The sequence below is a fragment of the Rhizobium laguerreae genome (genome assembly GCF_002008165.1).
GTDB classification, from domain to species: Bacteria; Pseudomonadota; Alphaproteobacteria; order Rhizobiales; family Rhizobiaceae; genus Rhizobium; species Rhizobium laguerreae.
In genome coordinates, this window is record NZ_MRDM01000029.1 from 236,818 (window position 1) to 262,828 (window position 26,011).

Sequence of the window (26,011 nt, forward strand, 5' to 3'; positions counted from 1 at the left end):
TATGAGCGGACCACGGCAGCCGGGTATGGAAAACAAATGACCACAATCACAATGGACGATGCACTCAACCACGCGGGAGCAGGACGATATCAGCGACGGCTGATGGCCATCTTCGGCTTGGTCTGGGCAGCTGACGCCATGCAGGTCATCGCGGTGGGCTTCACAGCGGCTTCGATCGCCACGAGCTTCGAACTAACGGTGCCGCAGGCGCTTCAGACGGGCACGGTGTTTTTCCTTGGCATGTTTCTGGGCGCAATGGGGTTTGGCAGGCTTGCCGACCGGATCGGCCGCCGCGGCGTTCTGATCGCGACTGTCTCCTGTGATGCCGTCTTTGGCACGCTGTCGATATTCGCGCCAGACTTCACCTTCCTCCTGTTCATGCGCTTCCTGACCGGAGCAGCGGTCGGCGGGACGTTGCCGGTGGACTATGCGATGATGGCCGAATTCCTGCCGGCGAAGAACCGAGGCAGGTGGCTGGTGCTGCTCGAGGGTTTCTGGGCCGTCGGAACCCTGGTTGTCGCAATTGCAGCCTGGCTGCTCAGTCTATGGAACGTGGCCGAAGCCTGGCGGTTTATCTTTGCCGTTACAGCGGTCCCGGCGATTATCGGTTTCGGTCTGCGGTTTTTCGTGCCGGAATCACCGCTCTATCTTCTGCGCAAGGGAAGGGGTGGAGAAGCAAAGGCGATCATCGACCGGATGGCCCTGGTGAATGGCCGCAGTGCTCTGGGGCAAGAGGTTGACATCGCGCCTGCGACACCGACGCGTGGTATCGGAATATTCTCCCACGCTCTGCGGCGTCGAACCCTTTTGATCCTCGCGGTTTGGTTTCTGGTGTCCATTTCTTACTATGGTGTCTTCACCTGGATGCCTCCGAAACTTGCCGGGGACGGCTTTGGCTTCGTTCGAGGCTACGGTTTTCTTGTGCTGATCGCGCTTGCCCAGCTTCCTGGATATGCGCTCGCTGCCTACGGCGTCGAAAAGTGGGGGCGGCGTCCAACGCTTGTGGCATTTTGCATCCTTTCCGCGATGGGATCCATTTTGTTTGTCGTCGGCTCATCCGCATTCTTGGTAGCGTCGTCACTGCTCATCATGAGTTTCGCGCTGCTTGGTACGTGGGGTGCACTCTACGCCTATACGCCAGAGCTTTATCCTACTGCCTCCAGGGCAACCGGAATGGGTGCCGCCGGTGCTATGGCTCGGCTTGGAGGGCTGCTTGCGCCATCGTTGATCGGTCTTTTTGTGACTAAAGATTTCGGCCTGGTCATCGGGATTTTCGCTGCGTTGCTACTGTTGGCAGGTGCTGCAGCCTATTTCATCGATGCCGAGACGCGCAGTGCTAAGCTAGCCTAGAAGCCGTTTGGCCGATGCGTTGGCTTCCATCTCAGGATCGCGGGGGGTAGGTCTCGTCAACCCTGGTTTTCACGTTGACGTTGGCCGCCTGGCAAAGGGCACCGAGAGCAGGGCGCAGCCGGTCAGGACGGCAATCACCATCCAGGCTTCGTTGATCGCCTGGACGCTTGCCGCGGTCTGGACCAACGGATCGAGCAGCGCCGTGGTATCCGCGTCGAAGCTGCCACTATGCCCCGATATGGTCTGAAGAGGTGCGCCGACGAATGTCGCAGCCTCGACGTCTCCGGCTTGAAGGCGGGTCCAGAGGACTTGTCCCAGCGGCTCCGAGCGCGTGTAGATGATGGTGTCGATGAGAGCGATGCCGATCGCCCCGCCGAGATTGCGCATCAGGTTGAAAAGGCCGCTCGCATCGGGAATGCGGTCTGGCGGAAGTGTGCCGAGCGCCAGCCGCGTCGGCGGCAGCAGGCAGAACATGATGGCGACGCCGCGCACGACCTGCGGCCAGAACATCGCGTCATAATCCGAACGAGGGTCCTGAAAAGCGCTCATCCCGACACCGATCGCAAAGAGCGCGAAACCGGCGGCCGACAGCAAGCGCGCGTCCATGCGCTTCTCCAGCGCGACCGCGATCGGCGCCGTGATCAATTGCGCGACACCGGTGACCAGCATCGTCATGCCGATTTGGAGGGCGTCGTGTCCCCTGATGAAAGCGAGAAAGACCGGCATGAGATAGACCGAGCCGAAGAGGCCGATGCCAAGCACGAAGCTTAGAACCGAACCGACGAGAAAGTTTCGATCACCGAAATTGCCGAGATCGACGATCGGCCAGTTTCCGCGCAGCGTTCGCCAGATGAAGACAGCTCCCGATGCAAGGCAGACCGTCAGCAGGCTGAGCACATAGGCCGAGATCCAGCCGCTCGTCGGCGCCTCTTTCAGGCTGAGTTCCAAGCTCGCCAGCGCGGTTGCCATCAGCAGAAGCGATAAACCGTCGAGATGCCTGAGTTCGGACGGATTGGTCGCCTGCCTTGGCAGGGACCGTGCCGCCAGGATTGCCGAGGCAATGCCTGGGAGGATGTTGATCAGGAACAACCAGTGCCAGGAGTAGGTTTGCGTCAGCCATCCGCCGACGATCGGCCCAACGGTCGGGGCCAACACCGCGAGAACGCCGGCGATCGTCGTTGCAAGTGCCTGGCGCTCGTTCGGGAAGAGAATGAACACGGCCGAAAACACCGAGGGGATCAGGGTTCCGCCAGAAAAGCCCTGAAGCACCCGCCAGGCTACCAGCTCGCCGAAGCTGCCGCTCATCGCACAGCCGGCAGAGGCCGCGACGAACAGGCTGATGGCGGTAACGAACAGCCATCGCATCGTCAGCAGCCGCGTCAAGAAGCCGGTGAGCGGGATCGCCACCACTTCGGCGATGAGATAGGCCGTCTGTATCCAGCTCATCTGATCCGGATCGATATCCAGCGCCGACTGGATGGTCGGCAGCGATGTCGCCACCACCTGGACGTCGAGGATCGCCATGAACATGCCGACGCACATCGCCATGAAGCCGAGCCAGACGATGGCGGGTGTTTCATCAAGGCGGGCAGATTCAAATCGTTCCGACATGCGATAATCCCGCGCGCTGCATTCTCCGCCCAGGGTGCCAAGACTAAGGCTGATCCTGTTTAAGATCGAGACGGTCGACGGTATGCCGCAATCAAAGACGTGGAGCGCAATTCCGCCGATGCCGACACCATAGTTCGGATGAGGACGGAAGCGATAGGGATCTGCCAACACAAATACGTCACCAACGCGACCAGCCGTCCCACGCCCGATGAGGTCTTCCTGCAGTTCGGTGCGCGTCGCTGAGAGCTGCTCCGGAGCGCTGCAGAAATTTCAAATCGGCAATTGACGTGCTGGCTGGAAACTGACTATCAATCTTAAATCAATTTGATTGACTTCAAGAACGACGGGATCGCGTGGGTGAGGTTGCTTTGATCAACTATGCCCCCGCGCCTTCCATCGGAGCCGGCTTTGCGGCAGCAATCGTTCCGCTTTCGGTAGTGCGCCGGAATGCTTATGACCCGATCTTCAAGAGGAAAGAGTGACCATGTCCATACCGCGACCAAAAGCCCTGCGGCTTGAAACCCTTTGGAACCCGCCTGCGGATGGCAAGGAATTTTCCTACGTCCTGCGCCTCAAGAATCTAGGCAATGAGCCGCTTTCGAATTTCTCGCTGTGCGTCAGCGGCCCGGGCCGCGTCGATCCGGCCGGGCGCGTCGAAGGCGCCACGGTTTCGCAGCGGCTGTCGAATTTCACCGAATTCCAGCCGCCAGCCAATTTCGTTCTCGGCGCCGGCGAGACGTGGACGATCTCGGTTTACGCGCTAAGTTGGCAGTTCCGTCACTGGACGGACGGCGCGACGAGCGGCTATCTCGCGCTTTCCGATGGCAGCACGATCGTGCTCACGATAGAGCCGACGCGATCTTCGGTCAGCAACGCCCCATTGAAGCGTGGCGCCGAGATCTATCCGGTGCCCGTCAATGCGCCTGTTCAGGTGTCGATCATCCCCTGGCCGAACCATATTTCAGTCACTTCCCGCCGGCCGCTGCCGGCCGGTTTTGCGCTGCAGGCGCAGAGCACTGAAGGGGAGGCGGCAACACGAAACTTCGCAGCGCTGGTCGAGCATCTCTTCGCCGTCGAAGGCATAGTGCGAAGCGAGGCGGAAGGCGCGGTTCCGGTTGCCTTGAAGGATGCCGCCGGGCTCGGGCCAGAGGCCTACCGGCTGAGCTTCGAGGGTGAGACGATCACGATCGAGGCCAGCAGCCAGACCGGCTTCCTTTACGGCCTCGTCACACTCGGCCAGATCTGGCGCGGCGCAAGGCTGCATCCCGAGGTCTTCCAATTTCCGGCCGCAGGCGAGATCGTCGATGAGCCGTCGATGGGTTGGCGCGGCCTGCATCTCGACGTCGCCCGCCAGTTCTATGGCGCCGCCGAGATCAAGAAGCTGCTGGCGGTGCTTGCCTGGAACAAGCTCAACCGCTTCCATTGGCACCTGTCCGACGATGAGGCCTGGCGCGTCGAGATCGACGCCTATCCTGATTTGACCGCAGTCGGGGCCTGGCGCGGCCACGGTCTCGCCGTTCCGCCGCTGCTCGGTTCGAGCCCGGCCCGCACAGGCGGTTATTACACCAAGGCTGCCATCCGCGAGATCGTCGCGCATGCCAAGAGCCTCGGCGTGGAGATTGTGCCGGAGATCGATATGCCCGGCCATTGCTACGCCATGCTGCAGGCGATCCAAGAGCTGCGCGATCCGGCCGAGGTCGGCAGCTATTATTCGGTTCAGGGCTTCCCGGACAATTGCATCAATCCGGCCCGCGAGAAGACCTATGAGATCGTCGAGACGATCCTTTCGGAACTCATCGAGCTTTTCCCCTTCAAGACCATCCATCTCGGCGCCGACGAGGTGCCGCTTGGCGCGTGGTCCGGCTCGCCGGAAGCGCTCGAACGCCTGCGTAGCGTGGCGGGCAACGACGTTGCCGATGCGCATGCCAAGCGGCTGAACGTCGTCACCAATACCCATGGCGCCGACGACATCCACGGGTCGGGTGCTGCCATCCTGCAGGCGGAGTTCCTCAGCCGCGTCCAGCGCTTCCTTGCGAGCAAGGGCTGCATCACCGGCGGCTGGGAAGAGGCAGCCCACGGCGATGTCATCGACAAATCGAAGAGCTATCTCTGCAGCTGGCGCAATGTCGAGGTCTCGGCCGAACTTGCCGAGCGCGGCTATGAAATGGTCGTCTGCCCCGGACAGGTCTATTACCTCGACATGGCGCTCAGGCCCGACTGGGATGAGCCCGGCGCCAGTTGGGCGGGGACTTCGGACGCGGAGAAGCTCTACAATTTCGATCCCATCGGCGGCTGGACGGCGAGCCAGAAACAGAAACTCCTCGGCATTCAAGCCTGCATCTGGTCCGAGCCGATGACCGATCGCGCCGTTTTCGACCGCCTCGTCTTCCCCCGCCTTTCCGCACTTGCCGAAACCGGCTGGACGAAGCCTTCGTCCAAGTCGTGGGAGCGCTTCAGAGCGCTCGCAGGACTGATGCCGCTGCTCTACGGGCTGCAACAGTCGTAGCGCTCCGATTGGGCCGGGGGTTTTGATTTGAGGATCAGCCTTGCCATTGCCGGAGGCGGTGATGGCAAGGATACCGACCGCCTTCAAGGGGAGTTGTCAGGTGCCGCGGGCACCTCGCATTCGGGTGCGGCGATACGAATAGGACGGGTTCCAATCTCCGCGCCTGTGGCGCGGTCGATTGTGAGGGGATCGATCTCCGTTCCGGTCTCAGCGTCGAAGAAGCGGGTGACTGCACCGCCGCTGCGATGCTTGCGGCCCCAGGCGCCGATTGCAAACAGCACCGGCAGAAAGTCGCGGCCGGCTTCCGTCAGCAAATATTCGTCGCGCGGCGGACGCTCGGAATAGCGACGCTTTTCCAGCAATCCTTCCTCGGTCAGCGATGACAGCCGCCCCGTCAGCATTGTCGGGACGATGCCGAGGCTTTTGCGAAATTCATCGAAACGGGTCAGCCCCGCATGGGCGTCGCGCATGATCAGCATGCTCCACGCATCGCCGACGAGCGCCAGGCTGCGGGCGATCAGACAAGGTTGGTTCGAAAGATTCTTCATGTCGATATCTTTTTAGTAGTGACTTGCTATCAAATTGATAGTAACAGAATGCCCATGAACATTCCACGACAAAATGAAGGCAGACGTCGATGAGCAAAAGAGAACGCGGCATTGCCCTGGTCACAGGGGCTTCTTCCGGCATCGGGCTGGTAACGGCGCAGGCCTTGCTGCGCGACGGTTACCAGGTGTTCGGCACCAGCCGAAAGCCGATGGCCGACACCGCCGACGGCATCATCATGCTGGTCTGCGACGTCATCGACGATCAATCGGTGCAGGGCGCCGTCGACGAGGTTTTGAAACGCACGGGACGAATCGATCTGCTGGTCAACAATGCCGGGATCGGGCTGCTCGGTGGTGCGGAGGAGTCGACGACGGCACAGGCCAAAGCCGTTTTCGACGTCAACGTCTTCGGCACGATGCGTATGACCAATGCGGTGCTGCCGGTGATGCGGCGGCAGCGCAGCGGCCGGATCATCAACCTGAGCTCGATCCTCGGGCTGATCCCGGCGCCCTTCAACGCGCTTTACGCAGCGACCAAACACGCGATCGAAGGTTATTCGGAATCCCTCGACCATGAAGTGCGCACGCAGGGCATCCGCGTCGTGCTCGTCGAACCGGGCGTCACGCGCACCTCATTCGAAGAGAACATCACACGGCCGGACCGGCCGCTAGCCGTTTATGATACAGTGCGCACCGATGCAGAGAAGCTTATGCGCGAAATCGTTTCGAAGGGCGATGCGCCCGCAGTGGTCGCCGCAACCGTCGTCAAGGCCGCCAATGCGCCATCGCCCAAGAGGCGGTACACGGCCGGAAGGGCCGCAGGGCAGATCCGTTTCATCCGCCGCTTCCTGCCGGAGTCCTTCGTCGACAAGAGCCTCCGGAAATTCAACAAACTTCCCGGTTGATCCAGCGCCGGCGTTATCGGTCAAGAGATCAAGGCTGCCGCCCCGTCCACAGCGAACAAACACGTGTCGAGCGAAGGGGCTTCACTGTCGTTGCCGGTAGGCAGAGGGCGTGACGCCTGTGCCCAACTTAAATGCCCGTGTCATGTGGCTCTGGCTGCTGAAGCCGCAGGCGGAAGCGATCTGTGCGATTGGGTCCATGGCTGATAACATCGATTTGGCGCGCTCGACACGCCGGTGAGCCACCCAGCCATGCGGGGACACACCATAGCTTGCCCGGAACATCCGCTGAAAATGAAAGGCGCTGAGCTGCCCGATCGCCGCCAGATCCTGCAAGCGGATTGTCTCACCGAGATGGGCCTCGATATACTCCAGACTCCGGCGCCGGACATGAGGAGCGAGCCCGCCGCTGATCGCGCAGGGGCGCATCCCTCCATAACGCGGATCAACGAAGAAATCGTTGATCGCCTGCGTCATCGCTTCTTCAGCCAGCAGATGACCGCCCGCCAACATCGCTTTCGTCATCTGCCGAAGTGTGCGCGCCAAGGCGGGTGCATCCGCGAATGTCAATTCGGGAAGAGCCATGAGCCGCGCATCGCGGTCAAACGTCTCGGCAAACATCCGGCGCATCTGATCGTCGGGAACATACAGATGGACGAATTCGGAGAAGTCGGTGATTTCCCATTCGGACGAGTGCTCCTGTGGCATGATGCACAGGACCCCCGGACGGCCGCGCGCGCCAGGGCTGCCATCCAGACGACGCGTTCCGGCGCCGCCTCTCAGATAAAGACTGAACGTATGACCGTTCGGCCGCTGATAGCTCATCCTGTCTTGTGCATTGCTCCAGATAGCGGCTGATCGCCCGAAACCCAAATCGATGGACTGTGACATCCGTGCAGTGGGAGATGCGGACAAAAACCTGAAAACCGAGGGGTGACTATATTTCACCAATTCTTCCCCACATGACCATGCCGCGCGAACATTACCGGCGGACGACCCGCATGGCGAGCCGGAAGTCCGGGCAAATCGATTTCATAGCAAGAATCTGCAAGAGACCTGCTCACGGCTCGCATATTGGTCGGGGAAACGAGGATCACTCCATGGCAAATGCCGCTCTCTTCATCGCGACCGTCCTCATATGGGGGACGACTTGGATCGCCATTGCGATGCAGGTCGGTCCCGTGCCGGTCTTGGTCTCGGTCTTTTACAGATTTGCGGTCGCAGCAGTGATCCTCGTCGCCATCCTGGCTGCCATGCGGCGGCTCAAGCTCCCTGCATTGCGCGATCAACCTTTCATCCTTGCGCAAGCGCTCTGCCTGTTCAGCCTCAATTTCATCTGTTTCTACAACGCCGCCGCCTCTATCCCGTCCGGCCTAATCTCCGTGATCTTCTCGCTCGCAACGATCTACAATGCCGTCAATGCGCGCCTCTTCTTCGGCGACCGCATTACCGGCCGCACACTTCTCGCAGCGGCACTCGGAGCAACCGGCCTTCTCCTCCTTTTCGGACAGGACGTTGTCGTCGATTTCGATATGGGCACGTTGAAAGGGATCGGGTTCGCTGCGCTTGGCACGCTGTTCTTCTCGCTGGGCAATATGGCATCGCGTCGAAACAGCGCGGTCGGAATCTCACCGCTGACCGCCAATGCCTGGGGCATGACCTATGGAGCGATCGTCCTCCTCTTCCTGATTGCCGTGACGCGAACGCCGATCGTCGCGCCGCCTGACATCACCTATCTTGCCGCCATGCTCTATCTCGCGGCGATCGGATCGGTGATCGGCTTCACCACCTACCTCATGCTGGTGTCCCGCATCGGCTCCTCGCGCGCCGCCTATGCCACCGTCCTGTTCCCGATCGTCGCCCTGTCGCTGTCGACGGTCTTTGAGGGCTACCACTGGAGCGGTCTGGGCCTGATCGGCCTGGCGCTGACGCTTCTCGGCAACGTGGTCATCTTTGCGCGACCTCTAGCCCGTCGCCTACCGCAGTCGGATGCGAGGCTGCCGGCAGGCGGATAAGGGGCTGCAAGCAGGCGGATGAAAAGCCGGCCTCGGCAATCTCCCCGGGCGGAGGTGTACTAGCTGAGCGGCTTTTGCAGGACGTCGAAGCGCGGATTGGTTTCGGAAAAGATCGGCAGGGCGGCTGCGCCCAGGATTGCCGTATCCTTGCCGGTCATGCCGATCATCACGCGGGGAATGGTCCGCTTCTGGTTGGGGTCGATCGGGGTGTGCAGCGGCTCAAGCCGCTCTGCAAGCCGCCGCATCAGCGAGGTCGATATGCTGCCGCCGAGCACGATGGTCTGAGGATCGAAGGCAAGTTCCAGAAAATCGACGGTCTGCCGCAGCGGCTGGACCGCCTGATCCAGCCAGGCGTCGAGACCTTCGCCGCCGTTGGCGATCAGCGCATCGAGATCGTCGGGCGACAGCTCCTCGGCATTGGCAATGCCCATGAATTCATAGGCGACGGCCGGTGACACGTAGCGATCCAGACAGCCGCGCTTGCCGCAGCTGCAGAGCTTGCCATGCGGCTCGACGATGATATGCCCGATCTCGCCGGCATTGTTGCGGCTGCCCTTGTAGAGGTGGCCGTCAAGGAACATTCCGGCGCCGATGCCGCCGCCGCCTGCGAGAAACAGATAGACGAAGCTGCCCAAACCGCGGGCGACGCCATGAAGACGCTCGCCGATCGCTGCTGCCGTCGCATCGTTTTCGACCAGCACCGGCACCTTTACCCGTTGTTCCAATTCATGCCCGACGGGAAAACCCTGCCAGCCGGGCAGGTTTAGCGGGCTGAGCGATGTGGTGCCGCCATCGGCATAGCGGCCGGGCAGAGCCATCCCGACGCCGAGCAGCCTTTGGCGGTCGAATGTGAAGGCCTGCTGAAGATCCTCGACGATGGACTGGAGAGCCGGCATCGCCCTTTGCGGATCGGGATGTTCGACGTGGCGTTCGATGCGCGCGCAAACGGCGCCGGAGAGATCCGTCAGGACCCCGCTTGCGCGCTGGCGGCCAAGTTCGAGGCCTATCGAATAGGCGCCGCGCGGATTGATGGTGTAAGGGATGATCGGCTGGCCGCGCGCCAGCTTCTGCGCCTCGGACGGAACGAGAAGGTGCGATCTCTCCAGTTCCTCGACGATATTCGAAACAGTCTGAGCAGTCAGCGCCGTCATCCGGGCGATTGCCGCGCGCGACAAGGGACCGTTGGTGCGGACAGCCTCGATCACCACACGCCGGTTGTGAGACTTGGCCTGCTCGAGATTCGTGCCGGAGATTGCCTTCATGTCGCCTTCAAAGGAAATGCAGCATCACCCTTGTCACAAGACGAACACTGATGAAAGCTCCATTCTTCGTCACGTCCTGTTTGCCGTGGCATCGGCTCAATGGGCATGGTGTCTCTGCAGAAAGCCGAGGAGCGCTATCCCCGATAGTCCTGTGACGGCGCTGAGGATGGCGGTTCCAGAATAGCCGGTCACATAGGTGCCGGCGGCAAAAACCAGCGCGCCGATGCCGGCGCTGGCAAAGATGTTGACGGAGATCAGCGCACTGCCGAGCCCCGGTCGGTCGGCAATCAGATCCTGCAGATAGGTGATCGGAAAGCTGATGATCGCCGCCGCTCCGATGCCGGCGAGCACGGTGAGCGCATAGAGATGCCACGGCTCAGAGGCAAGGCCGAGAAGGCTGAGGAAGACGGCGTAGATGATGGTGCCGGCGGCAAGCGCCGTCATTTGGCCGGTTTTCCGGGCGATCCGCGACCAAATGATGATGAAGACGACCTCCAGCAATGCGACGATGCCGACGAGAATGCCGACATCGCTGAGCCTGCCATGCGCGGCACCGGTGACAATCAATGGCAGCAGGGCGTCATTGAGATGCAGCGTGCTGGTGATCAGCGCCACCCCGCAAATATGCGCGGATATTCGCGGCGAGACCACCTGGCGAAGCGCACCGAGATAGGTGAGATGATGAACTGCTGCCATCTCCGTCGCCGCCCGCTTCGGCAAGGCGAACAGGATGATGCCCTGGCAGAGCAGACACGAGATGGCGGCAAAGAGGTAGGCCGGCAGCATGCTCGATGCGCCAGACAGCAGCAGGCCGGTGATGCCGGGGATCAGCACCCAGGACAGCGAGATCATGGCGCGCACGCCGGAGTTGGCCGTCACCATCTCGCTTCGGCTCATGCCGTGCATCGCCGCACGCGCATTGGCAAACAGCAGCGAGTTCAGCGCCCCGTAGATCGGCAGCGGCAGCAAGCCGCTGATGACGAAGACGGCCGCGGTTGGAGAGGCGTAGACCATGCCGTAGCCGACGATGCCGAAGAGGCAGGCGCCGATCATCGTCGATCGGTACTCACCCAGCCGGTCGGCGAGATTGCCGAGCAGAATGCTGATGACGACGTTCACCGCCGCGGAGACGAAACTCAGGAAGGAATAGAGGCCGTCGCTCAAGCCCAATTCGCGGATGCCGATGATCGAGCGGTAGGGTGCGGTCATCGCCCCCGCCATCCCGAAGGTGAAAATGGCGATCATGCAGGCGCGGATCGCCGGATTGCGGAAGACGTCGGGAAAAAGTCGGCTCATGCGGTCATCGATCAGACGTAAGCCGGCTTCACAACCTGCCCCTCTTGTCTTCCTCAGGGTTTCAGTAATGTTCCGATTGTGAAAAGGTCCGCGCGAGTTCGGCCTGGCCGGCCGTGAGGCCGCAATCGACAGGCAGGCAGACGCCTGATATCGCTGCGGCCAGGGGACCAGCGAGGAAGGCCACGGCATTGGCGACATCTTTCGGATCGACGACGCGCTGCAGCGGATACCAGCGGCACGCTTCCTCGAAAACGTTGGGATTGGCTGCCGCGCGTGCTTCCCAGGCCTGCGTTTTTACCGTACCGGGCGCGACGGCGTTGGACCGGATGCCGAACTTGCCGTATTCCACGGCGACCAGTCGGGTAAAATGCAGAAGGCCTGCCTTAGCGACGCTATAGGCCGGGTGTCCGAAGACATGCATGCCGTTGACCGAGGCGATGTTGACGACCGAACCCCTCGAGGCCTTCAGCATGGGCTCGAATGCGCGGAAACATAAGAATGCCGCTTCGAGATTAAGCGCATTGTCCGCCCGCCAGATCTCGGGCGTCGTCTCATGCAGGCTGGTCGCGCGGGCAGCACCCGCATTGTTGACCAGGGTTCGAACCACGCCGACGTCGGCAGCGCGTCTTGCCAATTCGGCGATGCTCGTCTCGCTGGTCACATCGCTTTGGACGGCGATGAAGCGATTGTCCGGCCCGAGCTTCAATGCCACGGCAGCTGCGGCCGCGGCATCGATGTCGGCGAGCAACACGACGTCGTGGTCATCGGCGAGCCGTGCCGCGATCGCCGCGCCGATATCGCCTGCAGCGCCGGTAACGATGGCTATCGACTGCGTCATTCCGTAGCTCCCGTTCATGACCCTCAATCTCCAAGCAATTGCCGGTCGTCGCCGTCACGGTGAATGACAAGCTGCTGCTTGATACGCCGAAGCGTGGTCGTCGCCTTCGGCTGAACGGCATAGGCGACCAGGCTCGACAGGATATCGATCGTCGCGATGTAGGCTATGCGCGTCGAGGTCGGGCGATAGATATTGTGGCCCTCGGGAAGGTCGATCGCCACGACGATTTCGGCCGCCTTGGCAACCGGGCTGGCCGTCTGGGTGAGCGCGATCGTCTTCACCTTGGTCTGGCGGGCAAGCTCGAAGGCGCGCACCAGCTCCATATTGCGCCCCGAGAAGGACGAGCCGATCAACACGTCGCCGGGTCTTGCCGCGGCAGCCATCATCAGCTGCATGCTGTGGTCGGAACTTGCGGTGATACGAAGCCCGAGACGGAAGAGCCGGTTCTGGAGCTCGTCGGCAATCATCGACGAATTGCCGCCCGACCCGAACGCATAGATCATATCGGCCTTGGCGATATGCGAAACGGCGGCTTCGATCGCGGTAAGATCGAGTGACCGGTGCAGGAGAAAGAGCGCGTTCTGGGCTTTGGTGATGATATCCTGGGCGACATCGGCCGGATCGGTGCTTTTCGATTCCGGTTTCAGATAACGAACGCCGATATGGGCGGTGCGGGCAAGCTGCACCTTGAAGTCGGAAAAGCTCTCGCAGCCGAGCCGCCGGCAAAAGCGCGTGACGGTCGGCGGCGATACCTCGGCCCGTTCCGCCAGCTCGATGATCGAGGCATTCACGGCAAATTCGAAGTCGTTGACAATGATCTCCGCGATGCGGCTCTCGGAGGGAGAGAGCCGACCCCTATCTTCCTGCAACGTCGAAAAGATATCCAAACCCGTCCCCCCGATGGCTCGCTATGCGTCCTTCTTCTTATAGGCCACGCAGTCGATCTCAACCTTGCAATCAACCATCATCGACGATTGCACACAGGCGCGTGCCGGCGGATGTTCGCCGAAATACTCCTCATAGATTTTGTTGAAGGTCCAGAAATCGCGTGGATCATCGAGCCAGACGCCGACGCGCACGACGTCCTCGACGCCGTATCCGGCCTCATCGAGGATCGAAAGGATGTTGGCAATCGTCTTGTGGGTCTGGGCGATAATATTGCCGTCGATGATTTCGCCATTTTCCATCGCAACCTGGCCGGAAACATACAGCCATCCGTCGGCTTCGACCGCACGTGCGAAAGGCAGCGCCTTGCCGCCGGCGCCCGTTTGAACAGTGCCATAGCGCTTGATCGGCATGCTGGAGTCCTTGCAAATTATTTTCTTGATAAGTTGACAAGTGACCATAGAAAGCAGAATTTGACCAGTGAAAAACGCGATTTATGAAAAGAATTTCAATCCGGGGCTGATATGCGCGATCCTTTCCAGAATCCATTCCCGTCCGACAGCGCCCGGCATGCCATCTGGGAAATGCTCGTTGCGCGCGATATCGATGCGTTTCTGGCGGCCGATTGGTCGATGGTGGAACATGACTTCGTCGAAGAGGGCTTTATCGGTATCGATGCCCAGAAGCAGGTCAGCCCCGACAGGTGGCGTCTGGCATTTCCGACGCTGTCGGCCTATCGCCAGGAATGGCTGAGGCAGGCAAACGATTTCGCCGAGCAGAGTTTCGCAGAAGATGCGCGCACGGCGATCTTCACCACAACGACCCTTGAGGATATCGAAATCGAGGGCGAAATGGCCCTCGTTCGCAAGAAATTCGACGGCGGCATTACCAAGAGCGACGATACCCGGGACGTCCTGCAATGGCAGACGCTCTATTATTGCAGGCTTCACCGAGGACGCTGGAAAATCTCAGGTTTCACCGGCTACCTGCCGAACCCGATGGGGTAGAGCAGAGCCGACAACACGAAAGCGACTTACTTGCGCATTTTCACGGCGGCACTGGCGACCGAGACCAACACCTTTTCCCCGATCTGCGTGGATCGCCGCGCATTCGAAGCCTCGCTTTATGCACCCCCCGGTCAACATCCCGAAACGCCGACGCTGTGCACTGCGCCGATCACCGTCGGAAGGCGCGTCACCCGGGAAAAGGATTGGGAACTGATTGAGGGAACCGCCACCTGGGCCGACCCCGCAGGCCTCGTCAACCGGGCGACCTACGAGGAATTGCGTGACGAAATCCTCGGCCAACTCAATGCGGCGATGCCTGTCGACGCCGTTGTCATGGGTCTGCACGGCGCCATGGTGGCAGCCGGATACGAGGATACGGAAGGCGATCTTCTCTCACGCATCCGCGAGATCGTCGGGCCCGATGTCCTCATCTGCGCCGAGCTCGATCCGCACAGCCATCTCACCGCAAAACGCGTCGCCGCTCTCGATTTCGCCGTCTATTTCAAAGAGTTTCCGCACACGGACTTCGTCGACCGCGCCGAGGACCTCTGGCGCATTGCGGTCGAGACGCTCGAGGGCCATGTCAGGCCGGTCATGTCGGTGTTCGACTGCCGGATGATCGACGTCTTCCCGACATCGCGCGAACCCATGCGCTCCTTCGTCGACAAGATCATGCAGATCGAGAAGGATGATCCGGACATCCTGTCGATTTCGGTGATCCACGGCTTCATGGTGGGCGACGTTCCCGAAATGGGAACGAAGCTGCTTGTCGTGACGGACAATAAGCCGGAAAAGGGCGCGGATTTGGCGCGCGAACTCGGCCTTGAACTGTTTTCGAAGCGCGGCACCTTCATGGTTCCGCAGATCGACGAGAAAGAAGCCGTCGCGCGCGCGATGACTGCCACCGCATGGCCGGTCGTTATCGCCGATGTCTGGGACAATCCGGGCGGCGGCACGGCAGGGGATGCGACTGTTATCCTCGGGGAGCTCATGGCCCGCGGCGTCACGAGTGCTGCGATCGGCACCATCTGGGATCCGATGGCCGTCCAGATTTGTTTTGCGGCGGGCGAGGGGGCGGAAATTCCGTTGCGCTTCGGCGCCAAGTCGGCGCCCGGCACCGGCAATCCCGTCGACGGCACCGTCAAGATCGTCAAGCTGGTGAAGAATGCAGAGATGCAGTTCGGCGAGAGCCTCGCACCTTTCGGCGATGCCGCACATATCGTGCTTGACGGCATCGACATTATCCTCAATTCGACGCGCGCTCAAAGCTTCGATCCGAGCCTTTTTTCGGCGATGGGCGTCGACCCCGCAAGGCAGAAGATCCTGGTGATCAAATCCACCAACCACTTCTTCGCGTCCTTCTCGAAGATCGCGGCGGAGATCCTTTACTGCTCGGCCGGAACGCCCTATCCCAATAATCCGGCGACGACGCCGTACCGGCGGGCACCGAAGACCATATGGCCGATCGTCGCCGATCCACACGGACCAGAACGCGGAGCCGCCTAGATGCATGACAACCGGTTTGCCGTCATCGCCAAGGCAGGCGACAGAATCGCCGATCTGTCGACGCCGCGTCCTGTGATCGACGAAGACCGGCTGGCGGCAAACATAGACCGCGTTCAATCCTATATGGATCAGCACGGGCTGAACTTCCGCCCGCATATCAAGACGCATAAGATCCCGGCTCTCGCCGTCGCGCAGGTTGCCGCGGGCGCCAAGGGCATCAATTGCCAGAAGGTGACGGAAGCCGAAGTCTTTGCCGAAGCCGGCTTCGAGGACATCCTCATCACCTTCAACATCCTCGGACCGCAGAAACTCGAGCGGCTGGCCAGGTTGAACGAGAGAATTTCGGCCCTCAAGGTCGTCGCCGACAGCGAAGTGACGGTCGACGGGCTGGCAGCACATTTCTCCGGCCACAAGCCGCTGAACGTGCTGGTCGAATGCGATACCGGCGGCGGCCGCTGTGGCGTGCAGACACCGGGTGAGGCGGCCTCGCTCGCCAGGCGCATCGCCGCTGCCGATGGCCTCACCTTCGGCGGCATCGTGACCTACCCGAAGCCGCAATCGGCCGCCGCCGTCGAAGCCTTCATCACCGAGGCACTCGAACAACTGACATCGGAAGGCATAACCTGCCCGATCGTCAGCAATGGCGGGACGCCCAGCCTCTTCGAGGCGCATCTCGTCACCTCAGTCACGGAACACCGCGCCGGCACCTATATCTATAATGATCGCCAGATGGTGCGCATGGGCCATTGTACCGAGGACGATTGCGCCATGCACGTGCTGGCGACCGTCGTGTCGCGGCCAAACGCCGACCGCGCCGTCATCGATGCCGGTTCGAAGGCGCTGACATCGGATCTTCAGGGTTTTAGCGATTACGGCCTGATCGTCGGTTATCAAGAGGCGCGGATCAGCAGCCTCTCGGAAGAACACGGCGTGATCGATCTTTCGAATTGCACCGGCCCCCGGCCGCAGATCGGCCAGAAGCTCTTCATCATCCCGAACCATACCTGTGTGGTCTCCAATCTGTTCGATACGATGGTCTTCCATCGGGGCGGCATCGTCACCCGCGTCGAGGATGTCGCGGCCCGCGGTCTCGTCTGGTAGGAGGCGGTTGCGGCTGAGGGCGAAATGGCCCTGATCGCCAAAGGCCGCGGCTGTCGATGAATTACTCGCGATCAGGCGGCTCCTGGCGTCCAAATAGCGGCAAGCGTGACGTCATGTGCCAGTCGGGGAAGCTCGCAGCGGTAAGATACGTACCTTCTCGGAAGCGAACGTCCAGACTAAGGTGCCCATCGGAGAGCGAATATTCTGGCCATAGCGCGCCCAACCCATGGTCTTCGACATGTCACAGCACACGGTGCGACAGGTGGTGGTAAAGAACGCGGCCGATCCAGCTGAAAGCGAGTGGCTGCAGCAAGCAAGAGCTGGTGACACATCGGCATTCGACCAGCTCATGAAGCCCTATCGCAAGCCGCTACACACGCATTGCTATCGCATGCTCGGCTCGCCCTTTGATGCCGACGATGCTCTGCAGGAGACACTACTGGGTGCATGGCGTGGCCTAGGGTCTTTCGAGGCACGCAGTTCGCTCGGCACGTGGCTCAACAGCATCGCCACGCGCATTTGCCTTCGCATGATTTCGAGACGCCCTCGGCGTCTAGCGTCAGGCGATCTCGCTCCGCCGCTTCGGTCCACAGCCGAACTGGGCGAGCCGGTGCAGGGGCCTGTGTGGCTGGAACCAATGCCGGATAGCGAACTGCTGTACGGGAGTGCGCCTAACGAAGATCCAGCAGCGATACTGCTGCGTCGCGAATACATAGGACTTGCATTCGTTGCCATGTTACAGCACTTGCCCGGCACGCAGCGCGCCGTACTGCTGCTACGCGAGGTGCTTGGGTACTCGGCCACCGAGACCGCCGACATCCTTGGAACCACCGTGGCCTCAGTCAACAGTGCGCTGCAGCGCTCTCGACAAACGGTGAGGGCGAAGAAGCCCGCAACCGTGCAGTCGAGCGAGATGCTGCAAGTTGATGCGCAGGGGCTCGAACTCCTGCTGCATGCCTTCGTATCCGCTTGGGAACGCCGCGACGTCACAGCAATGGTGAACCTACTAGCCGATGATGTCCGCTTCACAATGCCGCCGCTGCCGGCATGGTTCAGTGGTCGCGAGTTTGTCGGAAAATTCTTCGCAGAACGCGTGTTCGAGACTCCCTGGCGGCTCCACTCTTTACGCGGCAACGGCCAGCCCGGATTCGCCTGCTATCTGAAGCAAGCTGGTGACGACCGCTTCCGGCCGGGTGGCGTCGTGCTGCTGAGCGTGTACGACGGCCACATTACTGCCATCGACAGCTTTCTTGACCCTGCAGTCTGCAGCCGGTTCGGAATGTGCGACGAGTTTCACTAGGAATTTTCGCCACGGAGCGATGAGTTTCCGCATCGCTATGTCTCTAAGGGAACGACAGGCCCGAAAGGTTCGGGACTGCATCACTCGTTCAGCAGAAGGACATTCGCGATGGCCAAGCTCGTCGTTAGCATTCTGAGCTCCCTCGACAACTACTGCGCCGGCCCGGATGGCCGGCTTGACATGCTGCCAATGGGGGAGGCGTTCGACGCCCACAATCTTGAACTCTTGCGCAACGCGGGCACGCTGCTCTTCGGTGCAGTCACGTTCCCCATGTTCGAGGCCTATTGGCCGAATGTCGATCGCAGTCCGACCAACGACCCGGTGCAAAGCGAGATCGCCGAGCGTGTCGACGCTGCACGCAAGCTCGTCGCCAGCGACACGCTGGTTCTGGCAAAAACCTCTCCTTGGGCCGGCACCGAGGTTGTCAGCAGGACACGCGTGCATGCGCGGCTGGCTGAACTCAAGGCTCAGGCCGGTGACGACCTGCTGATCTTTGGCAGCAGTATTCTCTTCAATAACTTGCTTGCGCATGGCTTTGTCGACGAGTTTCACCTTCTGGTGGGCAACGTCGTGTTGGGTGAGGGCGTGCGTACATTCGAGCCTGGCTTGAGTGCACCGTTCAAGCTGCTGGGCCAGCGCAAGCTCGCAGGCTCGGATATAGCAGCCTTGCATTACGACTGCCGGGCGCACTGACGCGTTGCTGGATCACCACGCATCGCAGTTGTTTGCGGACGCCGTCGGGGCGGCCGCGTTGCCGGAGAAACTGGAACAGCTCGATGAAGTGCCTTTCCAGCATAGGCGAGTAGCGCGGGGTCGGGAAACTCGCCTCGGAGGGAACGTCTGCTCTTAGGAAGTGTCTCCACCGGCCTTTACGGCCAGAGCGGGCCGGTGGCGGAAGGTCTGCCATGTGTGACCGCGGCGGAAAACAGACGTGCTCGCCGTGTTCATTGCGCTGCTGCTCCGAGCGCTGCGGCTAGTACGTCGGCCAGGCCGCGGCCGGCGCTGCCGTCCTCATCAAGGCGCGGATTGTAGATGGTGATCTCGATACCGACTGCCTTGCCGCTCGCCAAGGCAACCCGAAGCGCGGTTTCTAGCTCGTCCCATGACAACCCGTCCGGCACGCGGAAATCGACAGCCGGCATGATGACGTCGTCGAGGCAATCGGCGTCGAGATGGATGAAGAAGCCGTCTAATTCCTCTCGCGTCAGGTGGTCGACTGCTTCGCGCGCGGCCGCCTCGATGCCCATCGCGCGCACGGCGGGAAGGTCAATCGCCTTGAGCTCCTTGGGAAGCGGCTGGCTTCCGTACTCCTCCTGATCCTTATGATCGCGATATGCGAAGGCGACGGCGTCTTCGGGACGGACCGACGGACCGCGCCCTTCGATGTCGGTGAGGAGCGACGGGCCGCGACCGGTGACCAAGGCAAGGTCCATCGAGGCGCCCTCGCCATGGGGCTCCGCCTCGGGCTGGAAGAAATCGGCGTTGCCGTCGATGAAGAACAGGCCGTAGCGGCCGCGCCGTCGAAACGCGAGCATCGAGCCCATTAGGATCGTGCAATCGCCGCCCAGCACAACCGGAAATCTGCCGGAGTCAAGCACCGCTTCCACCGCGTCGGCGAGCTTGGGCGACCACGCCGCGATTGCTCTGGCATTCAGGATGCCGGTCTCGGGATCGGGCATAGGGTCCTTCGGAGGGACGGCCAGCCGCTCGGCGCGGTGCGCATGGATGCGCTCCGCAAGACCGAGATCCATTAGTCGGTCGGGCAAGTGCTCCACACCTTCGGTCGCCAAGCCCAGCGTGGAGGGGGCTTCGAGAATTGCATAGGGAAGGGTCGGCATGCGCGCCTCCGTGAGCGAGTCATTTTGCGGAGTAGGTCACGGCCTCGATCTTGTGACCGTCCGGATCGCGGACGAACGCTCCATAATAGTTCGCATCATAGTTCGGCCGCAGCCCCGGAGCGCCATCGTCGCTGCCGCCATATTTTAGTGCCGCTGCGTAAAATCGATTGACCATCGAACGGTCCTCGACAGCAAAGGCGATATGAGTGCCGTTGCCCACGGTCGCAGGTTTTCCATTGATCGGAACCTGGACGCTGAAATGAAACGTACCACTGCCGTAACCAAGTCCACCCTCGTCCTCGGCCATCGGCACAATGCCGACGATGGGCAAAACGGCATCGTAGAAGCGCTTTGAACGCGCAATATCATTCGTCCCGACCGAGACATGGTGGATCACAACTACCTCCGCTCCAGCTTTGTCCCCTTAACGGCAGCTTTTGGTCATTGTTCCCTCAATGACAACCTCCGCAATGGGCCGGACCTTGGTATCTGGACGAGATTGCCCAACGACATTCGTGGACTGAAAATCACCCGAACTCTACCGGCGGGCAGCCGCAATCGCTTCGCGTGTCATGTCGCCCCCCGGAACCGACCTGGCAGGACGAACCGCTGAAACGGAGCAGGTCGGTTCAAGCCGCCGTCGGGTTGATCACGTTCATATCGATTTCGGTCAGCTCAACGCGGCACTCGAAGGCAATACCCGCCTCATCGAACAGATGGCAGTCGGCGGCATTGATGCCGGTCGCGACCGGCGCGTCCGCACGGATGCCGACGCTGCCCGGCAGCATGGCGCAGAAATTCTCGGACTCTCCGTTGAGCGAGGCGTAAGCGACGGTATTTGCCCCGAGGCGCTCGATGACTGTCGGGGTCACGGTAAAGACGATATCGCCGCCGCCAAGCTGGATATGCTCCGGCCGGATGCCGAGCGTTAAAGCCTTGCCGGCCATGCCGTCGCGCGGCGTCACCGGCAGAACGGCTGTCTGGCCTTGATAATCCACCTCGACGCCATTGGCGCTGACGCCCTTGCAGGTTACGGGCAGGAAATTCATTTTCGGATTGCCGATGAAGCCGGCGACAAACTGGTTTGCGGGCTTGTGATAAAGCTCCAGCGGCGCGCCCTCTGGGAGATGTCGCCGGAATCCAGCACGACGATACGGTCGGCCATGGTCATCGCCTCGACCTGGTCGTGCGTCACATAGATCATCGTCGCCTTCAACTGCCTGTGCAGCTTGGCAAGCTCGATACGCATGTCGGCGCGAAGTGCTGCGTCGAGGATGTCGCGGCCCCGCGGGGATGGCTTAATCGCGGTGCAGCCCCGCGGAAGGGGTCATGGCGATCACTACCCTTGCGACCGCCAAGCAGACCTCAGTTCTGCAGGGCCCAATCCGCTACCTGCCAACGCATCTGCCCATGGTCGGCAACGACACGGCCGAGCCCTGGAAAGGGCATGTGCGTGGCGGCGATGAGGGCGCCTTCGGAAGCGGCGCGAGGAAAGAACCGGTCGCGCATGGCTTTGGCCGCGGCAGGATCCTGCTCGAACAGGAAGAACACGTCGGTCGCCCCAGGATGAACGACGGGAAAGATCATATCCGAGACCATGATGAGGCTCTGTCCGCCATCTTGGACCCGCACGCCGATATGGCCGGGTGTATGGCCGGTCAGGTCGACAATTGAGACGCCCGGCACGATTTCTCGCTCTCCGTCGATCGCCTGAAGTCTCGGATAGAGGCGCACGACCTCGTCGGCCATCTTGAAGCTGGTCTGCAGATAATCGGGTGCGCCGCTGCGCTTAGCCGGATCAGTCCAATGCGCGACGTCGCGGCGATCTATATAGAGTTCCGCCTTGGGATAGTTGTTCTTGCCTCCGAGGATCAGACCGCCCATATGGTCCTGATGCATATGCGTCACGATCACCGCGTCGATCTGGTCGGGCTGCAGGCCGAGCGCGGCGAGCGCCTGCGGCAGTTGGCCGGTCTGGCCGATCGAGCCTGCCGCACCGGCATCGATCAGGATGCGGCGTTCGCCATCCTCGACGAGATACTGGTTGAACAGGAACCGCACCCCGCCCGCGCGGGCGGTGAACTGCGCGACTGCCGCCTGTTCGACCTCCGCCGCGGTTCGCCCCGGAAAATAATCATAGGGCATATCCGCATAGCCGTCCGTCAACGCCGTCACCGTGAAACGACCGATGCGGATCTGCGCGAGCGGCGTAACGCTGACCGGCGCTTTGGCCGTAGCCGGTGTCGCGGCAAGCGCGGACGCGCCTTCAATCATTCCTCCGCCGAAAAGGCTTCCCCCAACCAAGCCGAGTGGGAGAGCGCTTGCAAAGGCACGACGCGAAAGTGTGGGCATGACGTCCTTCCTGATCATTGGCAATACGGGAAACCGAACAGCGCCGGTGAACGAAGTGAAGCTATGATATCCACAAACAGCAGGGTATCCTGCCATTTTGAGAACATTCCTCTCAGATAGCGGAAGGATTGCATGGATCGTTTTGACGCGATGTCGGTACTGCTGGCGGTGGTCGATGCCGGCAGCCTTTCTGCCGGGGCGCGGCAACTGCGTGCCCCCCTTGCCACGGTCAGCCGCAAGGTCGCCGATCTTGAAAAACACCTCGGCGTGCCCTTGGTGCTGCGCACTCGCCGGGGCCTGTCCCTGACCGAAGAGGGGCGCACCTTTGTCGCCGCCTCACGCCGTATCCTTGAGGAGCTGGACGCGGCGGAGCGGCAGGCGAGCGGCGACCATGGGGCGCTGCGTGGCGGGCTCCATGTGACCGCACCTGTTGCCTTCGGCGAGCGTCATCTGCTGCCAATCTCGCTGCAATTCTTGAAGGAGCAACCCAATATCAACCTGCGCCTGACGCTGGTCGATCGGCAGATCAATCTGGCGGACGAGCAGGTTGACGTGGCTCTTAGAATTGGCCACCTGACGGACAGTGCCCTGATCACAACACGCGTCGGCAGTGTCCGCCGGGTGATCTGCGCCAGCCCCGAATATCTGGCCCGGCGAGGCGTGCCGCGTCAGCCGGAAGACCTCGCACGACATGACGGTATAAGCTTCCAGGGCTTTGCGACCGCGCCGGAATGGCGCTACCGCCGCGACGGTCCGGCCTTCGCCATCGAGCCGCACCCCAAACTCGCGGTCAACACGACGGAGGCGGCCATTCAGGCTGCAATGGCCGGTATCGGCATTATCCGCGCACTGTCTTACCAGATTTCCGATCAGCTGCGCTCCGGCGCTCTGCAGGAATTGCTGACGGAGTTCGCGCCGGAACCGCTACCTGTGAACGTGATGCATGGACCAGCCGATCCGCTGTCGCTGAAGGTGCGCTGCTTCCTCGATTGGATATTGCCCCGCCTACGCGCGCGGGTTGCGGACTAAAGCGCTCGTCGCCGGGCGCGGCTCGGTTGATGACAGTCACGCGAAACGGTCCGAATGCTTCGGGGCGCGGCTGGCCTTTCCTAAGTTCGTAACATATCGCCCCAGAAATCGCTGAACGAGAGGCGCAACGCCGCCATACTGGCGACGCCCAAACCTCTGAAACGGAGCCAGTCGGTTCAAGCCGCCGTCGGGTTGATCACGTTCATATCGATTTCGGTCAGCTCAACGCGGCGCTCGAAGGCAATACCCGCCTCATCGAACAGATGGCAGTCGGCGGCATTGATGCCCGTTACAACCGGCGCGTCTGCACGGATGCCGACGCTGCCCGGCAGCATGGCGCAGAAATTCTCGGACTCTCCGTTGAGCGAGGCGTAAGCGACGGTATTTGCCCCGAGGCGCTCGATGACTGTCGGGGTCACGGTAAAGACGATATCGCCGCCGCCAAGCTGGATATGCTCCGGCCGGATGCCGAGCGTTAAAGCCTTGCCGGCCATGCCGTCGCGCGGCGTCACCGGCAGAACGGCTGTCTGGCCTTGATAATCCACCTCGACGCCATTGGCGCTGACGCCCTTGCAGGTTACGGGCAGGAAATTCATTTTCGGATTGCCGATGAAGCCGGCGACAAACTGGTTTGCGGGTTTGTGATAAAGCTCCAGCGGCGCGCCCGTCTGGGAGATGTCGCCGGAATCCAGCACGACGATACGGTCGGCCATGGTCATCGCCTCGACCTGGTCGTGCGTCACATAGATCATCGTCGCCTTCAACTGCCTGTGCAGCTTGGCAAGCTCGATACGCATGTCGGCGCGAAGTGCTGCGTCGAGGTTGGACAGCGGCTCATCGAACAGGAATATCTTTGGCTCGCGCACGATGGCGCGGCCGATCGCGACGCGCTGGCGCTGGCCGCCGGACAGCATGCCGGGTTTCTGCTGCAGCCGCTGTTCGAGATGCAGGATGCGCGCCGCGTTCTCCACCTTGGCCTTGAGCTTTTCCTCTTCCATCCTTTCGACGCGAAGCGGGAAGGCGATGTTCTCGAAGACCGTCATGTGTGGATAAAGCGCGTAGGACTGGAACACCATGGCGATGCCGCGCTTGACCGGCGGCAGATCGTTGACCCTGACGCCATTAATGATGATGTCGCCGGCGGTCGTCGCGTCGAGACCTGCGATCATGCGCAAGAGCGTGGACTTGCCGCAGCCCGACGGTCCGACGAAAACGACGAACTCGCCGTTCCGCACCTCGAGCTGCACGCCCTTCAGAACTTCGTAATCGCCATAGAATTTCTGAACTTTGTTGAGAAGGAGTTGTCCCAAAAATCTGTCTCCACCGGCGGCCTTGGTCGGGCGTTCATCGTCAGGGAAGGGATCGCGGATGTCACATCCCGCGATCCCAGAGAGCCCGAGGGGCTTATTTGAAGGCTTCGATTTCGCCCGCCGCCTTCTTGAGCGCGGCTTCCGGCTCGGCCTTGCCTGTCACGACGGATTGGATCATCTCGATCATCGAGTTCTGGAAGCCTTTATAGTCGGTGAAGAGCGGCTCCGGGCCGCCGTAGCTGATGCCTTCGATCAAAGGCTTCCAGTGCGGATCCTTGGCGACGAATTCATCGACCTTGGGCGACGGACGCAGCGGTGTGAGGCCGGCGCCGCCCTGCAGTTCATATTCGGACTGCACATCCGGCGACGTGATGAACTTGGCAAATTCCGTCGCCTTGTCCTCGACACCCGAGCCCTTGAAGATCGCCAAGCTGTCGGTGATCAGCAGCGTGCCGGGACCCTTGGCGTCGGGGCCGAGCGGCAGCGTGGTAATGCCCCAGCTGATCTTCGTCGCCTTCAGGCGGTCGGCTGCACCCGAGCCGGCCTGGATCATCGCCACCTTGCCGTCGAGGAAGATGGCGCGGACTTCGTTCTGCTCGTAGGCCGTCGGGCCTTCTTCGGAGTAGGGGACGATATCCTTATAGGCCTTCAGCGCGGCGAGAATCTGCGGGCTGTCGAGCGTAACTTTACCGTCCGCATCGATCACCGTGCCGTTGTTGGTGTAAACCCAATGCATGAACTGGTGCATCGTGTTGTCGAAGGTCTTGGCGGAGAGACCGAAGCCGGGAATGCCGGTCTTTTCCTTGATGGTCTTCGCCATCTCGATTTCTTCAGCCCAAGTCTTCGGCGGCGTCTCGGGATCGAGGCCGGCCTGCTTGAAAAGATCTTTGTTCCAGTAAAGCGCCTTGGTGGAGAAAGCGATCGGAACGCCCCACTGCGTGCCCTCGAAGGTCACAGTGTTGACGATGTTCGGATAGTAGGTCTTCTTCTCGTCGTCCGTCATCGGCACCGGAACGATCAGGTCGTTCTGCGCAAATTCCTTCAGCGTGCGCGAGCCGACATAGGCCATCGCCACCGGCGTGCCGGCGGCAGCAAGCGTCGTTGCCTTGTCCTGGCACTGCGCCCATCCGACGACCTCGGGGGCGACCTTCCAGCCCGCGTTCTTTTCTTCCCATTGCTTGATGTATTTGGTGTGGACCGGGTCGATCGTGTCGCCGCAATAGATCCAGCTGATTTCCTTGTCGGCCGCCTGGGCAGTGACGGCGGTCAGTGCCGTCGAACCGAGCAGGGCGAGCGCCATAAGGCCTGTCTTGATTGATATGCTCACGTCGTGACTCCCATTCTTGTGTTAGCTG

The 26,011-nt window shown here is 61.3% G+C and carries 23 protein-coding genes and 1 pseudogene; 10 read left to right on the forward strand and 14 right to left on the reverse strand.

Going from position 1 to position 26,011, the window contains the following annotated elements; all coding sequences use genetic code 11:
* The first annotated feature begins 36 nt into the window (after positions 1–36).
* The gene (locus tag BS630_RS28435; RefSeq protein WP_077980056.1) at positions 37–1,350 is read left to right on the forward strand and encodes an MFS transporter; all 1,314 of its coding nucleotides are present in this window, start codon (positions 37–39) and stop codon (positions 1,348–1,350) included.
* A gap of 69 nt (positions 1,351–1,419) precedes the next feature.
* On the opposite strand, the gene BS630_RS28440 is transcribed toward BS630_RS28435, so the two are convergent.
* Entirely contained in the window at positions 1,420–2,961 is a 1,542-nt protein-coding gene (locus tag BS630_RS28440; protein ID WP_077980057.1) for a DHA2 family efflux MFS transporter permease subunit, read from the reverse strand.
* Between the two features lie 484 nt (positions 2,962–3,445).
* Here BS630_RS28440 and BS630_RS28445 point away from each other — a divergent pair, with 484 nt between their 5' ends.
* A complete protein-coding gene (locus BS630_RS28445) occupies positions 3,446–5,467 on the forward strand; it encodes a beta-N-acetylhexosaminidase (RefSeq protein ID WP_077980058.1) in 2,022 nt (673 codons plus the stop codon).
* Between the two features lie 83 nt (positions 5,468–5,550).
* Here BS630_RS28445 and BS630_RS28450 read toward each other — a convergent pair whose 3' ends face one another.
* The gene (locus BS630_RS28450; protein ID WP_077980059.1) at positions 5,551–6,015 is read right to left on the reverse strand and encodes a winged helix-turn-helix transcriptional regulator; all 465 of its coding nucleotides are present in this window, start codon (positions 6,013–6,015) and stop codon (positions 5,551–5,553) included.
* Positions 6,016–6,104: 89 nt separating this feature from the next.
* Here BS630_RS28450 and BS630_RS28455 point away from each other — a divergent pair, with 89 nt between their 5' ends.
* On the forward strand, positions 6,105–6,920 hold the full coding sequence (locus BS630_RS28455; protein ID WP_077980060.1) for an oxidoreductase: 816 nt from the start codon (positions 6,105–6,107) through the stop codon (positions 6,918–6,920).
* Between the two features lie 81 nt (positions 6,921–7,001).
* Here the strand turns inward: BS630_RS28455 and BS630_RS28460 are convergent, their stop codons facing one another.
* Entirely contained in the window at positions 7,002–7,865 is an 864-nt protein-coding gene (locus BS630_RS28460) for a helix-turn-helix domain-containing protein (protein ID WP_478385036.1), read from the reverse strand.
* Between the two features lie 152 nt (positions 7,866–8,017).
* Between BS630_RS28460 and BS630_RS28465 the strand changes: the two genes are divergently transcribed.
* Positions 8,018–8,932, forward strand: coding sequence for a DMT family transporter (locus tag BS630_RS28465; RefSeq protein WP_077980061.1), 915 nt, complete (start codon positions 8,018–8,020; stop codon positions 8,930–8,932).
* Between the two features lie 59 nt (positions 8,933–8,991).
* Here the strand turns inward: BS630_RS28465 and BS630_RS28470 are convergent, their stop codons facing one another.
* From BS630_RS28470 to BS630_RS28490, 5 genes are all read right to left on the reverse strand, one after another.
* The gene (locus BS630_RS28470) at positions 8,992–10,194 is read right to left on the reverse strand and encodes an ROK family transcriptional regulator (protein ID WP_077980062.1); all 1,203 of its coding nucleotides are present in this window, start codon (positions 10,192–10,194) and stop codon (positions 8,992–8,994) included.
* Positions 10,195–10,290: 96 nt separating this feature from the next.
* The gene (locus BS630_RS28475; RefSeq protein ID WP_077980063.1) at positions 10,291–11,490 is read right to left on the reverse strand and encodes an MFS transporter; all 1,200 of its coding nucleotides are present in this window, start codon (positions 11,488–11,490) and stop codon (positions 10,291–10,293) included.
* A gap of 61 nt (positions 11,491–11,551) precedes the next feature.
* Positions 11,552–12,328, reverse strand: coding sequence for an SDR family oxidoreductase (locus tag BS630_RS28480; RefSeq protein ID WP_077980268.1), 777 nt, complete (start codon positions 12,326–12,328; stop codon positions 11,552–11,554).
* Between the two features lie 23 nt (positions 12,329–12,351).
* Positions 12,352–13,215 (reverse strand): MurR/RpiR family transcriptional regulator, encoded by an 864-nt coding sequence (locus BS630_RS28485; protein WP_077980064.1) that lies wholly within the window; start codon positions 13,213–13,215, stop codon positions 12,352–12,354.
* A gap of 21 nt (positions 13,216–13,236) precedes the next feature.
* Complete coding sequence (locus tag BS630_RS28490) at positions 13,237–13,626, reverse strand: RidA family protein (RefSeq protein ID WP_077980065.1); 390 nt, start codon at positions 13,624–13,626, stop codon at positions 13,237–13,239.
* Positions 13,627–13,737: 111 nt separating this feature from the next.
* Here BS630_RS28490 and BS630_RS28495 point away from each other — a divergent pair, with 111 nt between their 5' ends.
* From BS630_RS28495 to BS630_RS28515, 5 genes are all read left to right on the forward strand, one after another.
* Positions 13,738–14,220: a hypothetical protein gene (locus BS630_RS28495; protein ID WP_077980066.1), complete on the forward strand. Its 483-nt coding sequence runs from the start codon at positions 13,738–13,740 to the stop codon at positions 14,218–14,220.
* 30 nt (positions 14,221–14,250) lie between these two features.
* The gene (locus tag BS630_RS28500; RefSeq protein WP_077980067.1) at positions 14,251–15,726 is read left to right on the forward strand and encodes a M81 family metallopeptidase; all 1,476 of its coding nucleotides are present in this window, start codon (positions 14,251–14,253) and stop codon (positions 15,724–15,726) included.
* A complete protein-coding gene (locus BS630_RS28505; RefSeq protein WP_077980068.1) occupies positions 15,727–16,827 on the forward strand; it encodes a D-TA family PLP-dependent enzyme in 1,101 nt (366 codons plus the stop codon).
* 226 nt (positions 16,828–17,053) lie between these two features.
* Complete coding sequence (locus BS630_RS28510) at positions 17,054–18,127, forward strand: RNA polymerase subunit sigma-70 (RefSeq protein ID WP_206112632.1); 1,074 nt, start codon at positions 17,054–17,056, stop codon at positions 18,125–18,127.
* A gap of 108 nt (positions 18,128–18,235) precedes the next feature.
* Positions 18,236–18,820, forward strand: coding sequence for a dihydrofolate reductase family protein (locus BS630_RS28515; protein WP_077980069.1), 585 nt, complete (start codon positions 18,236–18,238; stop codon positions 18,818–18,820).
* A 251-nt stretch (positions 18,821–19,071) separates the two neighbouring features.
* Here BS630_RS28515 and BS630_RS28520 read toward each other — a convergent pair whose 3' ends face one another.
* The 4 genes and pseudogenes from BS630_RS28520 to BS630_RS28535 form a co-directional block, all read right to left on the reverse strand.
* Positions 19,072–19,965: an arginase family protein gene (locus BS630_RS28520; protein WP_077980070.1), complete on the reverse strand. Its 894-nt coding sequence runs from the start codon at positions 19,963–19,965 to the stop codon at positions 19,072–19,074.
* 19 nt (positions 19,966–19,984) lie between these two features.
* The gene (locus BS630_RS28525; protein WP_077980071.1) at positions 19,985–20,362 is read right to left on the reverse strand and encodes a VOC family protein; all 378 of its coding nucleotides are present in this window, start codon (positions 20,360–20,362) and stop codon (positions 19,985–19,987) included.
* 232 nt (positions 20,363–20,594) lie between these two features.
* Positions 20,595–21,238, reverse strand: a pseudogene (locus BS630_RS28530) (ABC transporter ATP-binding protein); the annotation flags it as partial.
* Between the two features lie 92 nt (positions 21,239–21,330).
* Positions 21,331–22,317, reverse strand: coding sequence for an MBL fold metallo-hydrolase (locus tag BS630_RS28535; protein WP_077980072.1), 987 nt, complete (start codon positions 22,315–22,317; stop codon positions 21,331–21,333).
* 132 nt (positions 22,318–22,449) lie between these two features.
* Between BS630_RS28535 and BS630_RS28540 the strand changes: the two genes are divergently transcribed.
* A complete protein-coding gene (locus tag BS630_RS28540; RefSeq protein WP_077980073.1) occupies positions 22,450–23,346 on the forward strand; it encodes a LysR family transcriptional regulator in 897 nt (298 codons plus the stop codon).
* 176 nt (positions 23,347–23,522) lie between these two features.
* Here the strand turns inward: BS630_RS28540 and BS630_RS28545 are convergent, their stop codons facing one another.
* Both BS630_RS28545 and BS630_RS28550 read right to left on the reverse strand, forming a co-directional pair.
* Complete coding sequence (locus BS630_RS28545) at positions 23,523–24,656, reverse strand: ABC transporter ATP-binding protein (protein WP_077980074.1); 1,134 nt, start codon at positions 24,654–24,656, stop codon at positions 23,523–23,525.
* Positions 24,657–24,750: 94 nt separating this feature from the next.
* Complete coding sequence (locus BS630_RS28550; protein ID WP_017958116.1) at positions 24,751–25,956, reverse strand: ABC transporter substrate-binding protein; 1,206 nt, start codon at positions 25,954–25,956, stop codon at positions 24,751–24,753.
* Between the last annotated feature and the right edge of the window lie 55 nt (positions 25,957–26,011).

What these genes read in the sequence shown, in the direction of transcription:
- BS630_RS28495 (WP_077980066.1), top strand. Translation starts at nt 13,738, where the DNA reads ATGCGCGATCCTTTCCAGAATCCATTCCCGTCCGACAGCGCCCGGCAT.
- BS630_RS28465 (WP_077980061.1), top strand. Translation starts at nt 8,018, where the DNA reads ATGGCAAATGCCGCTCTCTTCATCGCGACCGTCCTCATATGGGGGACG.
- BS630_RS28540 (WP_077980073.1), top strand. Translation starts at nt 22,450, where the DNA reads ATGGATCGTTTTGACGCGATGTCGGTACTGCTGGCGGTGGTCGATGCC.
- BS630_RS28440 (WP_077980057.1), bottom strand. Translation starts at nt 2,961, where the DNA reads ATGTCGGAACGATTTGAATCTGCCCGCCTTGATGAAACACCCGCCATC.
- BS630_RS28480 (WP_077980268.1), bottom strand. Translation starts at nt 12,328, where the DNA reads ATGACGCAGTCGATAGCCATCGTTACCGGCGCTGCAGGCGATATCGGC.
- BS630_RS28470 (WP_077980062.1), bottom strand. Translation starts at nt 10,194, where the DNA reads ATGAAGGCAATCTCCGGCACGAATCTCGAGCAGGCCAAGTCTCACAAC.
- BS630_RS28450 (WP_077980059.1), bottom strand. Translation starts at nt 6,015, where the DNA reads ATGAAGAATCTTTCGAACCAACCTTGTCTGATCGCCCGCAGCCTGGCG.
- BS630_RS28520 (WP_077980070.1), bottom strand. Translation starts at nt 19,965, where the DNA reads ATGCCGACCCTTCCCTATGCAATTCTCGAAGCCCCCTCCACGCTGGGC.
- BS630_RS28510 (WP_206112632.1), top strand. Translation starts at nt 17,054, where the DNA reads ATGGTCTTCGACATGTCACAGCACACGGTGCGACAGGTGGTGGTAAAG.
- BS630_RS28490 (WP_077980065.1), bottom strand. Translation starts at nt 13,626, where the DNA reads ATGCCGATCAAGCGCTATGGCACTGTTCAAACGGGCGCCGGCGGCAAG.
- BS630_RS28505 (WP_077980068.1), top strand. Translation starts at nt 15,727, where the DNA reads ATGCATGACAACCGGTTTGCCGTCATCGCCAAGGCAGGCGACAGAATC.
- BS630_RS28455 (WP_077980060.1), top strand. Translation starts at nt 6,105, where the DNA reads ATGAGCAAAAGAGAACGCGGCATTGCCCTGGTCACAGGGGCTTCTTCC.
- BS630_RS28535 (WP_077980072.1), bottom strand. Translation starts at nt 22,317, where the DNA reads ATGCCCACACTTTCGCGTCGTGCCTTTGCAAGCGCTCTCCCACTCGGC.
- BS630_RS28550 (WP_017958116.1), bottom strand. Translation starts at nt 25,956, where the DNA reads ATGGCGCTCGCCCTGCTCGGTTCGACGGCACTGACCGCCGTCACTGCC.
- BS630_RS28475 (WP_077980063.1), bottom strand. Translation starts at nt 11,490, where the DNA reads ATGAGCCGACTTTTTCCCGACGTCTTCCGCAATCCGGCGATCCGCGCC.
- BS630_RS28445 (WP_077980058.1), top strand. Translation starts at nt 3,446, where the DNA reads ATGTCCATACCGCGACCAAAAGCCCTGCGGCTTGAAACCCTTTGGAAC.
- BS630_RS28435 (WP_077980056.1), top strand. Translation starts at nt 37, where the DNA reads ATGACCACAATCACAATGGACGATGCACTCAACCACGCGGGAGCAGGA.
- BS630_RS28515 (WP_077980069.1), top strand. Translation starts at nt 18,236, where the DNA reads ATGGCCAAGCTCGTCGTTAGCATTCTGAGCTCCCTCGACAACTACTGC.